The sequence below is a fragment of the Burkholderia perseverans genome (genome assembly GCF_022870505.1).
Taxonomy (GTDB): domain Bacteria; phylum Pseudomonadota; class Gammaproteobacteria; order Burkholderiales; family Burkholderiaceae; genus Burkholderia; species Burkholderia plantarii.
In genome coordinates, this window is the sequence record NZ_CP045094.1 from 1,548,776 (window position 1) to 1,563,085 (window position 14,310).

A 14,310-nucleotide genomic window follows, 5' to 3' on the forward strand; every position below is an offset into this window, starting at 1 on the left:
CATCGGGAAAACGGGCGGACAGCATAACGGATCGACGCGCGCCTGTGCGGTGCGGCGTCGGCCGTTTCGGGGCGGGAAGCGGGGCGGGAAGCGGGGCCGGGTGCGGCGGGGGCGGCCCGCACCTAGGGGAAACCCGTTCGGGAAATCGAGGGGTAGCGTCATGCCGAAGAGTCGGGATAATTGTATCAACCAGTTACTTTTCGTTACACTGACCGTTCGAGTCGAGTTGAAGGAGTCTGAGCATGGATCTGGCAATGGCCATGGGTATTGCACTGTTCGGCATGTTTACCGGCAGCACGCTGCTGTTTTTCTACCAGCTCGGCCGCTGATGCCGCGCGGCGGCGGATCGGATTCCGCCACCGCATTGACTGGCCCGCCGTCTTCGGACCGCGGGCCGTTTGTTTTTTTGATTTTTATTTCAATTTTGCGGTGATGCGTTGCCGGTTACGATGAGCGCGCCGGGCGGCTTGGCGCAGGGGATGCCGGTGGGCATAATCGGGGCGCGGCCGGCCGCTCGCGCCGGCCGATCTGGCCATCTCCCCGTTCAATCATCGACAAAAGGACCGACGCGTGAGCCTCTGGTTTTTGGTATTTCTGAGCGTCCTGCAGGGCGTGACCGAACTTTTCCCTGTCAGCAGCCTGGGTCACACGCTGCTCGTGCCGGCGCTGTTCGGCATGCATATCGACAAGCATGCGCCGCAACTGCTGCCGTTCCTGGTGGCCCTGCACCTCGGGACCGCGCTTGCGCTGCTCTGGTATTTCCGTGCGCGCTGGTGCGCGCTGGTGCGTGGCTTTCTCGCCTCGTTCGCCGGGCGTCCGAACGACGACGCGCACATGATGTGGGCGCTCATCATCGGCACGATTCCGGCCGGCCTCGTCGGGCTCGTGCTCGAGAAGCGCATCGAGCACGTGTTCCATGACCTGCGGATCGTGGCCGCCGCGCTGATGGTGAACGGCGTCCTGCTGTGGTGGGGTGACCGCCTGCAGCGTTCGCGCCAGCATCGCGCGCCCGAGAAGCTCACGTTCGGCCAGGCGTTTTTCGTCGGGCTCGCGCAGATCGGCGCGCTGATTCCGGGCTTTTCGCGCAGCGGGCTGACGATGATCGCCGGCAACGCGGCCGGGCTCACCACCGAGAAGGCCGCCGAGTTCTCGTTCCTGCTCGGCACGCCGATCATTCTCGCGGCCGGCGTGCTCGAATTGCCGAAGCTGTTCCATGCACCGGACCAGCTCGCCGACGCCGCGCTCGGCGGCGTGCTGACCGCGATTGCGGCGTACCTGAGCATACGGTTCCTGATGCGCTATTTCGAGGGGCGCGGGCGGCTGGCGTCGTTCGGCGTGTATTGCGTGCTGGCGGGGTTGTTCTGCCTTGGGTGGTTCGCGTTTCATCCGCAGCCGGCTTGATGGCTGTTTGATAACGAAGGCGGCGGGCGATGGTGGCTCGCGTCGCCTCGCGCGCTTGCCGGCTGGTAGGGTCGTGCAGATGCGGACCGCGCAGGTGCTGGCCGCGCGGTGACGATCGGGTATAATTGCCGGCTCGGATTCTTCGGCCGGTTCGCCTCAGTGGGCGGGGCGGTCGACGATTTCTGAACGGGTTGGCGGGCTGTCTGCGATGGGCTTCGACGCGGGATCGGTTGTGGCGCATCGGCACGGACACCCGTTCTTCCCTCGTCTCCCCGGGCAGTGCAAACGGCGCTGCCTGTCTCATGACCGCCCTTAGCTCAGACGGATAGAGCAACGGCCTTCTAAGCCGTAGGTCACACGTTCGAATCGTGTAGGGCGGGCCAGTAAAATCAATGGGTTACGGAAAATTCTGCTTTTGAATGAGCACAGTGTTAGCGGCCATGTAACCGCCATGTAACCCGATTCAATCCTACTCGATCTATCTCAATCCACGCGCCAAGCGCTTGGCGCGGCAACGTTTCCTGATACGGCCTGAAGACGCCGTACTGGAGTCGCGATTGATGGTGTTGACGACGCCCATAGGTTTGGCACCAACTGAGCTTCCCCTGAAATTTCGCCTTCCAAGAGGTCGTGTGTAAACTCGACGGAAAGGAAGGAAATCAAGCATGTTCAAGGTACCGAAACAGGTGTACACGGCGGAGTTCAAGCTGGCCGCCGTACAGCGGGTCAAGGATGGCCAGGGAGTAGCCGTGGTGGCCCGTGAGTTGGGCATTTCTGAGCAGACGCTTCGGAACTGGGTGAAGGCCGAGGCGTCGGGCAAGCTCAACGGCGCTGGAGCGAAGCCGGTCACGCCAGAACAGATGGAACTGTCACGTCTGCGCGCGGAGAACAAGCGCCTGCAGATGGAAAGAGTTGGAGCCTCCACCAAATCCGGTGTGGTTCAAAGCGGGTAGGCAAACATACGCGAAGCTGCAGTTTGCCGACATCGAGCGATCGACGATCATCGATAGCGTTAACGACGACCTCGCGGCGCTCCATAGACGAATGAACGACCTCCTTGCGAAAGCGCAAAGCGACGATTCACAAAGCGAACTCGTCGAATTGCTTGGCAAGCTGAAATCGAAGATCTATCGTCTGGGCTGACCACTTGGGCGTTGGCTCGGCGTCTTTGGTCTGTAGAAGAATTCCGATGTGCCCCGTCCCGTCCGCTCCGTGGAGTCTGAACTTCTACAGCTAATCTTTCGCGTTTGCTGATCCGACCAACTCAGAAATGGACACGCTCAACGCGCATGCGATCTTCGCCAACGCATCTGTCGTTCCGGCGCGCTGCCGCGTTTCGATTTGACTGAGGTACGGCTTGCTGATGCCGGCTGCCGTCGCAAGCGCGTCCTGCGTGAGCCGCCGATGATTACGCCAGGCGCGCACGGGATGGTCGCCAGCCAGCTCTGCATCCAGCACGGCAGCGGGGATTCGCTCACCATCGTCTTGTGCCTTGGCTTGGGCAAACAGGGCCTCGTCTTCGAGATCCTCGACGAGATGCTTCACGCGTTCCCAAACCTCGATCGGTACGACAGCGAACGCAGGTTGGCCGTCTCGCTCGATGAATTGAACCTTGGTCATTTGTAGGCACCTCCACGGGGCTTGATCGCGAGCACGACGATCACGATTCGATCGTCCTCGATTTCGTAAAGCACGCGCCAGTCGCCGACTCGGAGCCGGTAGCCGGCCACGCCCGTGAGCTTCTTCGCGTTCGGATTTGATGCGTAGGGATCGGCTGCGAGAGCGTCAATCTTCGAACGAATCCTCGTTGCAACGTCGCGGGGCATGGCTTTGAGGGCCTGCGCTGCTTGTTTGGTGAACTCGATTGAGTACATGGTCAAAAGTTAGCATAAAGAAAACTTTATTGCAAACAAAGTTAGCTGTTTGATTGGTCCGATACGGTCAGACGCCCCAAGTGCGTAAGCCTCGGGGCTGTTTCTTTGGTGGGTTATGGCAGACGGAAATTTCTCGATGCGTGTCGATACCGCGCTGTTCGATTCGCAGGTAGAAGACCATGTGCAGCGGCAGCTACCGTTCGCGGCTTCGGTAGCGTTGAACAAAACCGCGAACGTTGCCAAGCAGGCGCTGGCCGACGAAATGTGTGACGTGTTCGACCGACCGACCCCGTACACGCTGCGGTCGTTGCGTGTGCGGCGGGCGACGAAGCGGCAGCTCGTGGCGCGAGTGGGGTTCATCGACGAGTCGTTCAAGGGCACGCCGGCATCCGTCATTGGAACAAGGACGTGTATGAGGATCCAGCCGCCGAGCAACGTCGACGTCCCCCCGTTTTCAGTAGCGTCCGGCTTTAGAATCCGGGATTGATGTCTTTGCTTTTGCTGCCAGTTGGCGAGCGTAGGTCGCAGGCGTCAGCCCGCCCAGCGATCTCTTTGGCCGCTCTTCGTTGTACTCTCGTCGCCAAGCCTCGATCAGCACCTTGGCATGAGACAGGCTCGTGAACCAGTGCTCGTTCAGGCATTCGTCGCGGAATCGACCGTTGAACGATTCGATATAAGCATTCTGATTCGACTTGCCGGGCTCAATCAGAAACAGCTTTACACCTCGCCGATGTGCGCAGGTCAACATCGCCCGACCGCAGAACTCCTTGCCGTTGTCGGTCCGAATCGCCTTCGGCAAACCACGAAACAATGCCACGCGATCGAGAATGCGCGTCAACGCGTGCCCGCCAATTGCCCGCTCCGGCACAATGGCTACGGCTTCGTGCGTGGCATCGTCGACCACGGTCAGATTCTTGATCGCGCGGCCTTCAGCCGTGCGGTCGAACACAAAATCCATTGACCACACCTGATTGGCTACCGACGGTCGGCCCAATGGCTGGCGTTGCGCAACCGGAACCTTCTTGCGCTTGCGGCGGCGCACCTGCAGATTCTCTTGCGCGTACAGTCGCTCCACGCGCTTGTGGTTCACGACCACGCCCGATTGTCGCAACTTCAGATAAATCATGCCGGAGCCATAGCGACGGTGCCGCTGCGCGAATGCGACGATCTGCGCCCGCAAGGCGAGATTGCGGTCCGGCGCGGGCTGATAGCGATAAGCGCTGGCGCTCATGCCGATCACCCGCAACGCATGTCGCTCGCTCAAGCCGCCGTGGATCATATGGCGCACCAAGTCTCGGCGTGACGGTGCGCTCACCACTTTTTTCGCAGCGCCTCGCGAGTGATTTCGTTCTCCAGCATCGATTCCGCGAGCAACTTCTTCAGCCGGTTGTTTTCGGCCTCCAGTTCTTTCAGGCGCCTCGCATCGGACACGCTCATGCCGCCGAACTTGCTGCGCCACAGGTAGTAGCTTGCCTCGGAAAAGCCATGCTGCCGACAGAGCTCCTTGACCGGCAGGCCAGCCTCTGCTTCGCGCAAGAAACCAATGATCTGCTCTTCGGTGAATCGTTTCTTCATGCCCAATCTCCTGACTACGTGATTGGACTCTAAAGCGGCGTGCTACTCAAGGGCGGGGAGACGTCGCCGAAGCACGTGCCCGGCACGTCGCCCAGATTCTCGCTGCGGCAGGCGTGCCGGCGTCGCGCATCAGCGTCGAGGGAAATGGCGACGCCGTTTCGCTGGCGGACAACGGTACCGCGTCAAGCAGGGCGAGAAACCGGCGCGTCGAAGTCACCATTACGGATTGAGGCTCGATTGCGGGCCTCGACCGCGCCGCGAGGCCTGCCTGCAATCGAATCGCCCCTCACTACTCGAGCGACATCACGTAACGCGCCACGTCCCGCACGTCGTTCGCGTCGAGTGGTTTCGGATACAGCTTCGGCATGATCCCGGACGGTTCGCGGATACGCGATGCCACGCTGTCGAGCGACAGCCTTGCCGCGATGCCGACGAGCTTCGGCCCCACGCCGCCTTCACCTTGCTGACCGTGGCATCCCGCGCAATTCGCCGCGAAGATGGACGCACCGTGAGCACGCCCGGTGCCGGCCCCGGCCGTTTCGGCCGCCGCTTGCGTGGCATGCGTACCCGCGGTTCCGTCGTTCAGCAGCGCGATCCCGGCGACGGGCGGATTCGTGGGAATCGAATCGAGGTAGGCGTGAATCCGCGCGATGTCGTCGTTCGAGAGGATCTTCGCGCTGAACGGCGGCATCTGGCCTGTCGGTGCATGCACGTAAGCCTGCATCGCCGCGAGCGGCAGCGGGTGCGGCGCGAGCGCCGGCCCCGTGCTGATGCTGCCCTGGCCGAAGATGCCGTGGCATTCGTAGCAGCCCTTCTGCATGAACAGCGCGCGGCCGGCCTGGACCTCGGGATCGGCGGCGGCAGCTGCGAACGACGGGCCTGGCGCCAGGCAGGCGAGCCCAATAACGAGCCCGATAACGAGCGCCAACGCGGCGCGCCAATCCGGGTGTTGGAACCGATTCATCGTGCGGGCCTTGTCAGCGAGGTTGAGTCAACACGTCGAGCAGCGCGGGCTTGCCGCGCTTCACGACCGCCATCGCGCGCGCCAGCGCCGGCCCCAGATCGGCGGGATTCGTGATCGGGCCTTCGGCCCACACGCCCATGCTCCTCGCCATCGCCGCGTAGTCGATCGGCGGATCCTGCAGGACGGTGCCAATGGTGCCGCGCTCGGGGTGCCGGTCGCGGCGGCTCGACATGCGCTGGATATGCATGGTCTCCTGGTGCCACGCGCGGTTGTTGTGCATGACCGAGAGCAGCGGCAGGCTGTGATGCGCGGCCGTCCACAACACGCCGGGCAGCACCATCAGATCGCCGTCGGTCTGGATGCTGACGGCGATACGTCCCGCGTCGCGATGAGCGATGGCCGCGCCCACGGCCGCCGGTGCCGCGTAGCCCACGCCGTATCCGCCGCCCGCGCCGATGAATTGATAGGTCTTCGTGAAGTCCCACAGGCGCTGCGGCCACTGGCTGATCGCGCCGGTCGGCGAAACGAGCGCCCAGTCCTCGTGGCGAATCACGTTCCACACTTCGGCGGAAAGGCGCGCGGTGCTGATCGGCGAGCCGTCCCATGCGCGCGTGGCGGCTTCCCGCGCGTTGGCGCGCATCGTGTCGAACGCCCGTTGCACGGCCGGTTGGCGCGCGGCGGCGGCATCGCGCTGCTCGGGCGTGAGCGTGTTTTGCACGGCTTGCAGCAGGCCGGGCAGCGAGGCGTGCGCGTCGGCGCCGATCGGCAGGGTGGGGGCGTAGAAACGCTCGGCGTCCTGCAGGTTCGACTTGCCGTACAGATAGGCGGTGGAGACGCTGATCACCTTCGCCGGCGCCGCGTCGGCCTTCGCGCGCGGCTTCGCGGGGCGTTCGATGGTGTCGGGCATGGTGCCGGTGAGCGACCACACGTCGCCGACCTCGAGCGCGAGAATCACGTCGGCCTGGGCGAGCAGGCGGCCCTGCAGCGACGAGTGGTTCAGGTAATGACTGGTCGGGAAGTTCATGCGCGCCAGCAGATCGATCACGGGCGCGTTCAGCGTTTCGGCGAGCCTGACGAGGGTGTCCATCGCGGCCTGGTCCCGCACGGCGCGATCGGCGACGATCACCGGCGACCTGGCGTTGGCGAGCAGCGCGGCGGCGGTCGCGAGCGCCGCGGGGCTTGCCACCGGCGGCGCCACCTCGCGCAGCGGCGGCACGCGAATCTCGTGCGGATGCGCGATCGGCTGCTCCTGCAGTTCGGCGTCCGCGACGATCAGCACCGGCTCCATCGGCGCGGTCACCGACATCGTGTAGGCGCGCATGAACGATTCGGCGTAATGCTGCAACGACACCGGATAGTCGTCGTACTTGGTGTAGTCGCGCACCAGCGCGCCCAGGTCCTGCGCCGTGTGGTACCACTCCACGCCGGGCCGCCGCTTGGTGGCGTCGGCGATATTGCCGGCCAGCACCATCACCGGCACGCGATCGCACCAGGCGTTGTAGATGGCCATGGAGGCATGCTGCAGGCCCACGGTGCTATGCACGAGGCAGGCCATCGGCTTGCCGGCCGCTTTCGCGTAACCGTGCGCGATGGCCGCTGACGCTTCCTCGTGGGTACAGACGATCAGCTGAGGTTGCTTGTCGCCGGCGTAGTTGACGATCGATTCGTGGATGCCGCGAAACGTGGAGCCGGGCATCGCGGCCACGTAGTCGATGCCCGCGATCCTGAGCAGGTCGACCATGAAGTCGGAACCGGGGTTGCCGATGTGCAGCGCATCGGTGGCGGGGGCTTCGTTCAGCGAGGGTGGTTCGGTTTCGGCGGCCACGAGCGCGGCGTGGGGCGTGCCGATTGCCGTGCCGTGCCCGGCGGCGGTGCCTTCCTGTGCGATGCCGGTACCGGGTTTCGCCAGCACGGCGGCAGTCCCCGTGACCAGCGCCTCTTTCAAGAACGTGCGTCGTCCCGTCATTGTCTCCGCTCCTCTTTGGGATGGTTCGATATCCAAACGACATGGCATCGAATCAGCCTCAATGTAAGCGAGCGCCCGTTGCGGGCCTCAATATGAACTACGCCATCAAGCATAAGTTCTGGTTAAGCTACGGGTATTTGCATATGGCATTCGAGGTGGCTTTCCGTGACCTGGGCCGGCCAATCCGTGGTAATCATCCTCGAGCGCATCGTTCACGGCCGCAGCGGAAATCGTCGGCCTCGGGATCACCCCACGCCCGCTGTCCCGAAACGCTCCCAATCCATCCAAGGCTCTCCCATGACCCGACTGACCGACGCCCTGCGCCAGCAACTCGAAACGATCAGCACCGCCACGCTGGCCACCGCGCTCTACAAGCGCGGCCTGCGCAACCAGGTGATCCAGGGTGTCACGCCGCTCAGGCGGCTCGACAAGAGCATGGTGGGCGAGGCATTTACGCTGCGCTACATCCCGGCTCGCGAGGACCGCAACGGCCTGGAGGTGTTCCGCGATCCCGAGCATCCGCAGCGCAAGGCGGTGGAGACCTGTCCGCCCGGCGCGGTGCTGGTGATGGACAGCCGCAACGATCCGCGCGCGGCTTCCGCGGGCGGCATTCTCGTCACGCGCCTGATGAAGCGCGGCGTGGCCGGCGTGGTCACCGACGGCGGCTTTCGCGACGCCGACGAGATCGCGCGGGCCGACATCGCGGCCTTTCATCAACGCCCCTCGGCACCGACCAACCTCACACTGCACGAGGCGCTCGACATCAACCTGCCGATCGGTTGCGGCGGCGCGCCGGTGTTTCCCGGCGACGTGCTGGTGGGCGACAACGACGGCGTGATCGTGATTCCGGCCGACCTCGTCGAAGCGGTAACGGCCGAAGCCGTCGAGATGACCGCGTTCGAGGACTTCGTGATGGAGCAGGTGCGGGCCGGCGAGACGATCATCGGGCTCTACCCGGCGACGCATCCGGCCACGCAGGAAAAATTCGCGGCCTGGCGCAGCCGTCACGGCCGTTGAGGTGGGCACCGGCCGTCACGCGCGGCGGCGCAAGAACGACCGCGATGCGGGCGCAGCGCGGCCATCCGCTGAGTGATCACGACATCGTCACGTCACCTGCCGTTCGGCACGACCGCGCCGCGCGCGCCGGCCGACGGCATCAGCAGCAGGGCCATCGCCAGCGAGATCAGGCATCCGGCGAGCACTTCCTCGATGCGCAGGCGCGCCAGCGGCATGATGGCGAAGCCCAGCTGGCCATACAGCAGCCCGACCAGCATCGTGATGAAGAACACGCCGCGCGCGTAGGCATGCAGGATGTAGTAGGCCCAGCCGAACACCGACACGACGATCGCGGCGACCAGCACCCACGGCTGGTGTCCGAACGCGCTGATCAGCAGCACGCTGGCCGCCGCGCCGGTCAGCGTGCCGGCCACGCGTTTCATGATGCGTTCGCGCGTGCCTTGATACGACGTGGTGCCGAGAAACACCACGAAGGTGCTGATGACGGCCCACATCGAGCGTTCTTCCGACATCGCGTTGCCGGCGAGCATGGCCAGCAGCGCCGCGAGCGTGGCGGCGAGCGCCGGGCGCCACGCGAGCCGGTGCAGCCGGTGCGCGAGCAGCTCGGCGAGCGGCCGTTGGCTGGGCCGTCCGGTCACGAGCAGATCGGCCGCGTATCGCAGCGCGGTGGCGGCCCATGTCCTGATCGCCGCGAGGCCGTGGGGCAGCGTGCGCGCAAACGCCGGTGCCGACGCGGGCGGATCGACCCGCTCCATCGGAATCACGATGCGCCCCACGAAGGCCACGACGAACGGCGCCATCGCCATCACGGCCAGCATGTCCGTGAACCGTTCGCCGCTGGGGTGCAGATAGAGGCCGAGGTAGAAGCACACCAGGGTCAGCATCGCGGCACCCACCGCACGCGCGCCGAGCGACTGGCAGAGCACGCCCGCGAACACGGCAAGCAGCGAGCCGGCGCCGCGCAGCGCGGGCTGCGTGGCGACCTCGGCGGCGGCGGCAAACGCGGCGCCGGCACAGGCGCCGAGCATTGCGAGCGAGACGAGCCAGCCCGACCAGCGCGCCTCGCGCAGGAACAGCGGGGCGATCATCGCGAACAGCGCGCCGGGGATGGCCACGGTGGGCGAGTCGTGATGCTGGAGTCCGTCGAGGATGCCGATGCCGGCCGTCAGCAGGCTGGCGAGCGTCGAGCGCAGGGCGACCCGCAGGCGCGCGAACGCGGGGTCATGGGTATGGACGCGGCTGAATGCGCGCGAGCAGGCGGCGATCATGATCGACGATTTCCGTGCAGGTCGGCGTCCGGCTCGTGGCCGTGCGCCGACGTCCGGACACGACGGTCCGGCGTTGAGGGCACCTCGGGCGCATCGGTGCCGGGATCTCCGGCCTGACGCGTGCCCGGTGAGGCGAGTCCACGAACCGGTCCGGCCGGCGTCGAGGGTACGACGCCGGTCAGGCGATTCGGGTTTTCCCCGATGATAGTCGATCAAAATTGCGCAATCAGGCCTTCGCGGGCGGCGCGGGCAGATGGCGCGTGAAGAATTCGACGAGGCTGTGCGGCGCGCCCGCGCCCAGGCAGATCTCGAGCAGATCCTCCGCCTGCGCCGCCTCGGCCGCACTGCGCGCGAACATGGCCGCTTCATGGGCGGCGAGCGCGGCCTCCACGTCGCCGCGATGCGCGACGAGGGCGCGCGCGAGTTCGGCGCCGTCGAACATGGCCAGGTTGGCCCCTTCGCCCGACGGGATCATCAGGTGCGCGGCATCGCCGAGCAGCGTCACGCCGGGCGTGCGCGGCCAGCGGTGCGCGGCCGGCAGCGCGTGGATCGGCCGCGGGACCGGCGCCGCTTCGCCGGCGGTGACGAGCGCGGTCAGCGCCGGCGCCCAATCCGCGAATTCGGCGGCCACCGCGGCGCGTGCCGCCGCCGGATCGCCGAAGTCGATCGCGTCGAGCCAGCCCTTCGGCTTGCGCAGTTCCACGTAGGTGTGCAGCACGCCGCCGGGCTCGCGATGCGCGAGGATGCCCCGGCCGGGCGCGAGCGCGAATAGCGCGCCGCCGCCCACCATGCGCGCGCTGGCCGGATGGCGCGTGTCGGCGTCGAACAGCCAGGTCTCGACCAGGCTCACGCCGGCGTAAGCCGGCTGCGCCGTGGAGACGAGCGGGCGGACCTTCGACCACGCGCCGTCCGCGCCGACCAGCAGGTCGGCGCTCGCCATCGAGCCGTCGGCGAAGCGCAGCGTGTGGCGCCCGCCGCCGAGCGGGCTCGCCGCCACGAGCTTGTGGCCCCAGCGCACCGTGCCGGGCGACAGCGCGTCGAGCAGCAACTGGCGCAGCGCGCCGCGCGACACCTCGGGGCGGCAGCCCGTGCCGTCGTCGGGCTGGTCGAACAGCAGCGTGCCGTGCCGGTCCAGCACGCGCGTGGCCTGGCCGCCCGGATGGATCAGCGTGACGAAGCGCTCGAACAGGCCCGCCGCCTTCAGCGCCAGCTGGCCGTTGTGTTCGTGGATGTCCAGCATGCCGCCTTGCGGGCGTGCATCGGCCGAGGCATCGGCCTCGTAGACCGTCGCGGCAATGCCGTGGACGTGCAGCACGCGGGCCAGCGTCAGTCCGCCGAGCCCCGCGCCGATGATGGCGATCGAGATGGTCATCCGGATTCCCGTTGATTGCGCTACTCTGTGGAACATCATTCCAATCATTTTGGAACAACATTCCATTGAAATCAAGACAGCGTGCGGAACGGGGAGTGGAGAACGGCATGGTGAAGAAGGCGGGCAGTGCGCAGCGGCGCAGCGAGTCGCTGTCGCGGGAGCAGATCGTCGAGGCGTCGATCGCCTTGCTGGACAGCGGCGGCGAGAGCGGCCTGACGTTTCGCGCGCTGTCCGGGCGGCTGGCCACCGGCCCCGGCACGATCTACTGGCACATCGACAACAAGCGCGACCTGCTGACGGCCGCCTGCGATGCCGTGGTGGCGCGCGCGACCGATCCGGCGCACGACGGCGCGGCCCCGCGCGAGGCGATCCGTGAACTCGCGCGGCGGCTGTTCGAGACGATCGACGCGCATCCGTGGGTCGGGGCCGCGCTCACGCGCGCGCCGGGCGCGCTGCCGACGGTGCGGATCCTCGAACGGCTCGGCCGGCAGGTCCAGGCGCTCGGCGTGCCGGCGCACGCGCAGTGGGCCGCCGTGTCGGCGCTGTCGAGCTACATCCTCGGCGTGAGCGGGCAGAACGCGGCGAACGCGTTGATCGCGCGCGAGCTGGACGCCGATCGCGACGCGCTGCTGGGCGAGGTGGCGGCCGTCTGGGCGGCGCTCGATCCCGACGCGTATCCGTTCACGCGCGGCATCGCCGCGCAACTGCGTGAGCATGACGATCGCGACGATTTTCTGGCGGGCATCGACCTGATCGTCGGCGGGATCGAGGCGGCGCACGGGCGGTGACGTATGTCGATGTCGATGGCGGTGGCGCTGAAGGGGCCGTCTTGCGCGGAACGTGAAGTGGCTCTCCTCGAAAACATGGCGGATCGAACGGCGGGCGCCGTCGCTTACCATAGCGGCCGTCCGCTGACGATCGTGCCGGGTCCCTCACGTCCGGTTCCGCGGAAGCGTTCACGAAGCCGCCCACGAGAGCACGCGCGATGAATCGACTCTTCTTCAATGCCTTCATCCTGGCCAAGGTGCCGATCGCCTGGATCGCCGGCGTGAAGCTGCAGTATCTGGACGACAGGTCCTGCCGGATGGCGGTGCGCTACCGCTGGCTGAACCGGAACCCGTTCAACAGCCTGTTCTGGGCCGTGGAAGGCATGGCGGCCGAGTTCTCGACCGGCGCGCTCTGCATTGCCAAGCTGCGTAAATCGGAGCGCCGGATTTCGCTGTTGCTGGTCGGGCTCGAGGCGAACTTCTCGAAGAAGGCGGTCGGCCGGATCGTGTTTCGCTGCGACGAGGGCGAGGCGGTGGATGCGGTGCTGCGTGATGTGGTGGCCGACAGCGTGCCGCGGACGCTGCGGATGCGCAGCGTCGGCACCGACGAGCAGGGCGATCGGGTGGGCGAGTTCTTCTTCACCTGGAGCTTCAAGGCGAAGGGGTGAGGGCGCGCGCCGTTCGTTGCGGCGCATGCCGGGATCGACTTGCACCTGGCCCTGGGCGAGTTGCCGCGACGCTTGCCGCCCACGCCGGCACCATCGGCGAACGCGGCGGCGAGATCACGATTCGCGTTGGCCGCGTGCCGTCAGTACCTGCATCAGCGTGCGTCCATCCGGGCCGAGCGGACGATTGAGCGCGATGCTGCGGATTTCGTTCGCCTTGTTGGTATCGCCGTGCTGCTCGGCCAGCAGGCTTTGCGCGAAGGCGGCGGACAGGCCGGACGGGTCGAGGCGCAGCGCGATCTGCGCATGGCGCCGCGCGTCGTCCGCCCGGCCATCGAGCGCGTCGGCGACGGCCAGCGCGCCATGGGCTTCCCCAAAGCCGCGATCGAGGGCGGCGGCGCGTTCGAAGCGTTCGCGAGCCGCGCCGATCTTGCCACCCATCAAATAGGCCCAGCCCGCCGCGACCCAGGCGCCGGCGTGCGTCGCGAGGCGCGAGGCCGCGTCGTCGAGCGTGCCGCCCGCCGCGTCGAACTGCTGGCCGGACAGCAGGCAGAGGCCTAGCCCCAACGTCGCGCGCGCTTCACGCGGATTGGTTTGCAGCGCGCGCTGCATCAACGCCGCGGCGCGCGCCTCGTCGCCGGCTTCGAGCGCGGACAGGCCGGTGATCACGAGGCCGTCGGCGGTGTCCGGTGCACGGCCGGCGAGGCGCTGCGCGCCGGCCTGGTCGCCGCGATCGAACAGCAGCGTGGCGAACGCGCCGACCAATGCCGGGCTCGCGTCCGGCCGGTCGACGTGGGCCTGCCCGAGCTGTGTCGCGTCGTCGAGCCTGCCGAGCGCGTGCAGTCCGCGCAGCTTCAGCGCCGGCGCGTCGGGAATCGCGTCGAGCACGGCGGCGTCGAGCGCGGCGGCGGCCTCGTAGCGCCCGCACATGGCATGCGCGTAGGCGATGTTGTAGTCCACGCCGGGCTGGCCGTGCTGCTCGCCCAGCGATTCGAAGCGTCGCAGCGCTTCGTCGAATTCCCGGTGCGCCATGGCCAGCAGGCCGCGCAGGTGAATCAGTCCGGCAGGCAGCGGGCGAGCCGCTTCATAACGGGCGAGCAGGACGCCGCATTGATCGAGGCGGCCCGCGTCGAACGCGCAGGCGGCGGCATCGGCGACGAGCGCGAGATTCTCGGGATCCTGTTCGAGGTAGCCGAGCAGACGATCGAGTCGGCCGGATTCGGCCTGCGGAGCAACGGCCATCGCGTCTTTCCCTGGGCAAGTAAAGTTCGCGGCAGGATAGCAGGACGGCAGAACGAATGGCGAGGCTGGGATGGCCGCATCCGGATTCGTTTGGCTGGATTGCAACGAAATGTAACAAACATCCCGAAACACTGAACGGATTTTCCCAGCCCCGGATAACTCCCCAAGAACCGCCGCCCCGCGTCACTCGACCCGGGCG

General features: G+C 66.6%; 13 protein-coding genes, 1 tRNA gene and 2 pseudogenes. 8 read left to right on the plus strand and 8 right to left on the minus strand.

Annotation, left to right across the window (positions count from 1 at the left end; genetic code table 11):
• The first annotated feature begins 570 nt into the window (after positions 1-570).
• From BpN12_RS21480 to BpN12_RS21490, 3 genes and pseudogenes are all read left to right on the plus strand, one after another.
• Positions 571-1,401 (plus strand): undecaprenyl-diphosphate phosphatase, encoded by an 831-nt coding sequence (locus BpN12_RS21480; RefSeq protein ID WP_246797463.1) that lies wholly within the window; start codon positions 571-573, stop codon positions 1,399-1,401.
• A 306-nt stretch (positions 1,402-1,707) separates the two neighbouring features.
• Positions 1,708-1,784, plus strand: a tRNA-Arg gene (locus BpN12_RS21485).
• 282 nt (positions 1,785-2,066) lie between these two features.
• Positions 2,067-2,351 (plus strand): annotated as a pseudogene (locus BpN12_RS21490) (transposase); the annotation flags it as partial.
• A 283-nt stretch (positions 2,352-2,634) separates the two neighbouring features.
• Here the strand turns inward: BpN12_RS21490 and BpN12_RS21495 are convergent.
• Both BpN12_RS21495 and BpN12_RS21500 read right to left on the minus strand, forming a co-directional pair.
• Positions 2,635-3,021 (minus strand): helix-turn-helix domain-containing protein, encoded by a 387-nt coding sequence (locus tag BpN12_RS21495; protein ID WP_246797464.1) that lies wholly within the window; start codon positions 3,019-3,021, stop codon positions 2,635-2,637.
• The gene (locus BpN12_RS21500; protein WP_246797465.1) at positions 3,018-3,275 is read right to left on the minus strand and encodes a type II toxin-antitoxin system RelE family toxin; all 258 of its coding nucleotides are present in this window, start codon (positions 3,273-3,275) and stop codon (positions 3,018-3,020) included. Before BpN12_RS21500 ends, BpN12_RS21495 begins: the two co-directional genes overlap by 4 nt.
• A 136-nt stretch (positions 3,276-3,411) precedes the next feature.
• Between BpN12_RS21500 and BpN12_RS21505 the strand changes: the two genes are divergently transcribed.
• Entirely contained in the window at positions 3,412-3,762 is a 351-nt protein-coding gene (locus BpN12_RS21505) for a hypothetical protein (RefSeq protein ID WP_246797466.1), read from the plus strand.
• On the opposite strand, the gene BpN12_RS21510 is transcribed toward BpN12_RS21505, so the two are convergent.
• Positions 3,730-4,850, minus strand: a protein-coding gene (locus tag BpN12_RS21510; protein ID WP_425306358.1) for an IS3 family transposase whose coding sequence is annotated in 2 segments (ribosomal slippage) — positions 3,730-4,598 and positions 4,598-4,850 — 1,122 coding nt in all. Because the reading frame shifts where the segments join, the coding sequence is not laid out codon by codon here. The two genes, BpN12_RS21505 and BpN12_RS21510, sit on opposite strands and share 33 nt — an antisense overlap.
• A gap of 62 nt (positions 4,851-4,912) precedes the next feature.
• Here BpN12_RS21510 and BpN12_RS21515 point away from each other — a divergent pair.
• Positions 4,913-5,080, plus strand: a pseudogene (locus BpN12_RS21515) (OmpA family protein); the annotation flags it as partial.
• 59 nt (positions 5,081-5,139) lie between these two features.
• On the opposite strand, the gene BpN12_RS21520 reads toward BpN12_RS21515, so the two are convergent.
• Positions 5,140-5,778: a c-type cytochrome gene (locus tag BpN12_RS21520; RefSeq protein WP_246797468.1), complete on the minus strand. Its 639-nt coding sequence runs from the start codon at positions 5,776-5,778 to the stop codon at positions 5,140-5,142.
• Positions 5,779-5,827: 49 nt separating this feature from the next.
• The gene (locus BpN12_RS21525) at positions 5,828-7,780 is read right to left on the minus strand and encodes a thiamine pyrophosphate-binding protein (RefSeq protein ID WP_246797469.1); all 1,953 of its coding nucleotides are present in this window, start codon (positions 7,778-7,780) and stop codon (positions 5,828-5,830) included.
• A gap of 297 nt (positions 7,781-8,077) precedes the next feature.
• Here BpN12_RS21525 and BpN12_RS21530 point away from each other — a divergent pair, with 297 nt between their 5' ends.
• A complete protein-coding gene (locus tag BpN12_RS21530; RefSeq protein ID WP_246797470.1) occupies positions 8,078-8,797 on the plus strand; it encodes a ribonuclease activity regulator RraA in 720 nt (239 codons plus the stop codon).
• Between the two features lie 92 nt (positions 8,798-8,889).
• Here BpN12_RS21530 and BpN12_RS21535 read toward each other — a convergent pair whose 3' ends face one another.
• Together BpN12_RS21535 and BpN12_RS21540 are read right to left on the minus strand one after the other, a co-directional pair.
• A complete protein-coding gene (locus BpN12_RS21535; protein WP_246797471.1) occupies positions 8,890-10,065 on the minus strand; it encodes an FUSC family protein in 1,176 nt (391 codons plus the stop codon).
• A gap of 226 nt (positions 10,066-10,291) precedes the next feature.
• Positions 10,292-11,437: an FAD-dependent oxidoreductase gene (locus BpN12_RS21540; RefSeq protein ID WP_246797472.1), complete on the minus strand. Its 1,146-nt coding sequence runs from the start codon at positions 11,435-11,437 to the stop codon at positions 10,292-10,294.
• A 107-nt stretch (positions 11,438-11,544) separates the two neighbouring features.
• On the opposite strand from BpN12_RS21540, the gene BpN12_RS21545 reads away from it, so the two are divergent.
• Together BpN12_RS21545 and BpN12_RS21550 are read left to right on the plus strand one after the other, a co-directional pair.
• Positions 11,545-12,225, plus strand: a complete 681-nt coding sequence (locus BpN12_RS21545; protein ID WP_246797473.1) for a TetR/AcrR family transcriptional regulator — start codon at positions 11,545-11,547, stop codon at positions 12,223-12,225.
• A 197-nt stretch (positions 12,226-12,422) separates the two neighbouring features.
• Positions 12,423-12,872 carry a DUF4442 domain-containing protein gene (locus BpN12_RS21550; protein WP_246797474.1) on the plus strand — a complete coding sequence of 150 codons (450 nt, stop codon included), beginning with the start codon at positions 12,423-12,425 and terminating at the stop codon, positions 12,870-12,872.
• Positions 12,873-12,986: 114 nt separating this feature from the next.
• On the opposite strand, the gene BpN12_RS21555 is transcribed toward BpN12_RS21550, so the two are convergent.
• A complete protein-coding gene (locus BpN12_RS21555; protein WP_246797475.1) occupies positions 12,987-14,111 on the minus strand; it encodes a tetratricopeptide repeat protein in 1,125 nt (374 codons plus the stop codon).
• Between the last annotated feature and the right edge of the window lie 199 nt (positions 14,112-14,310).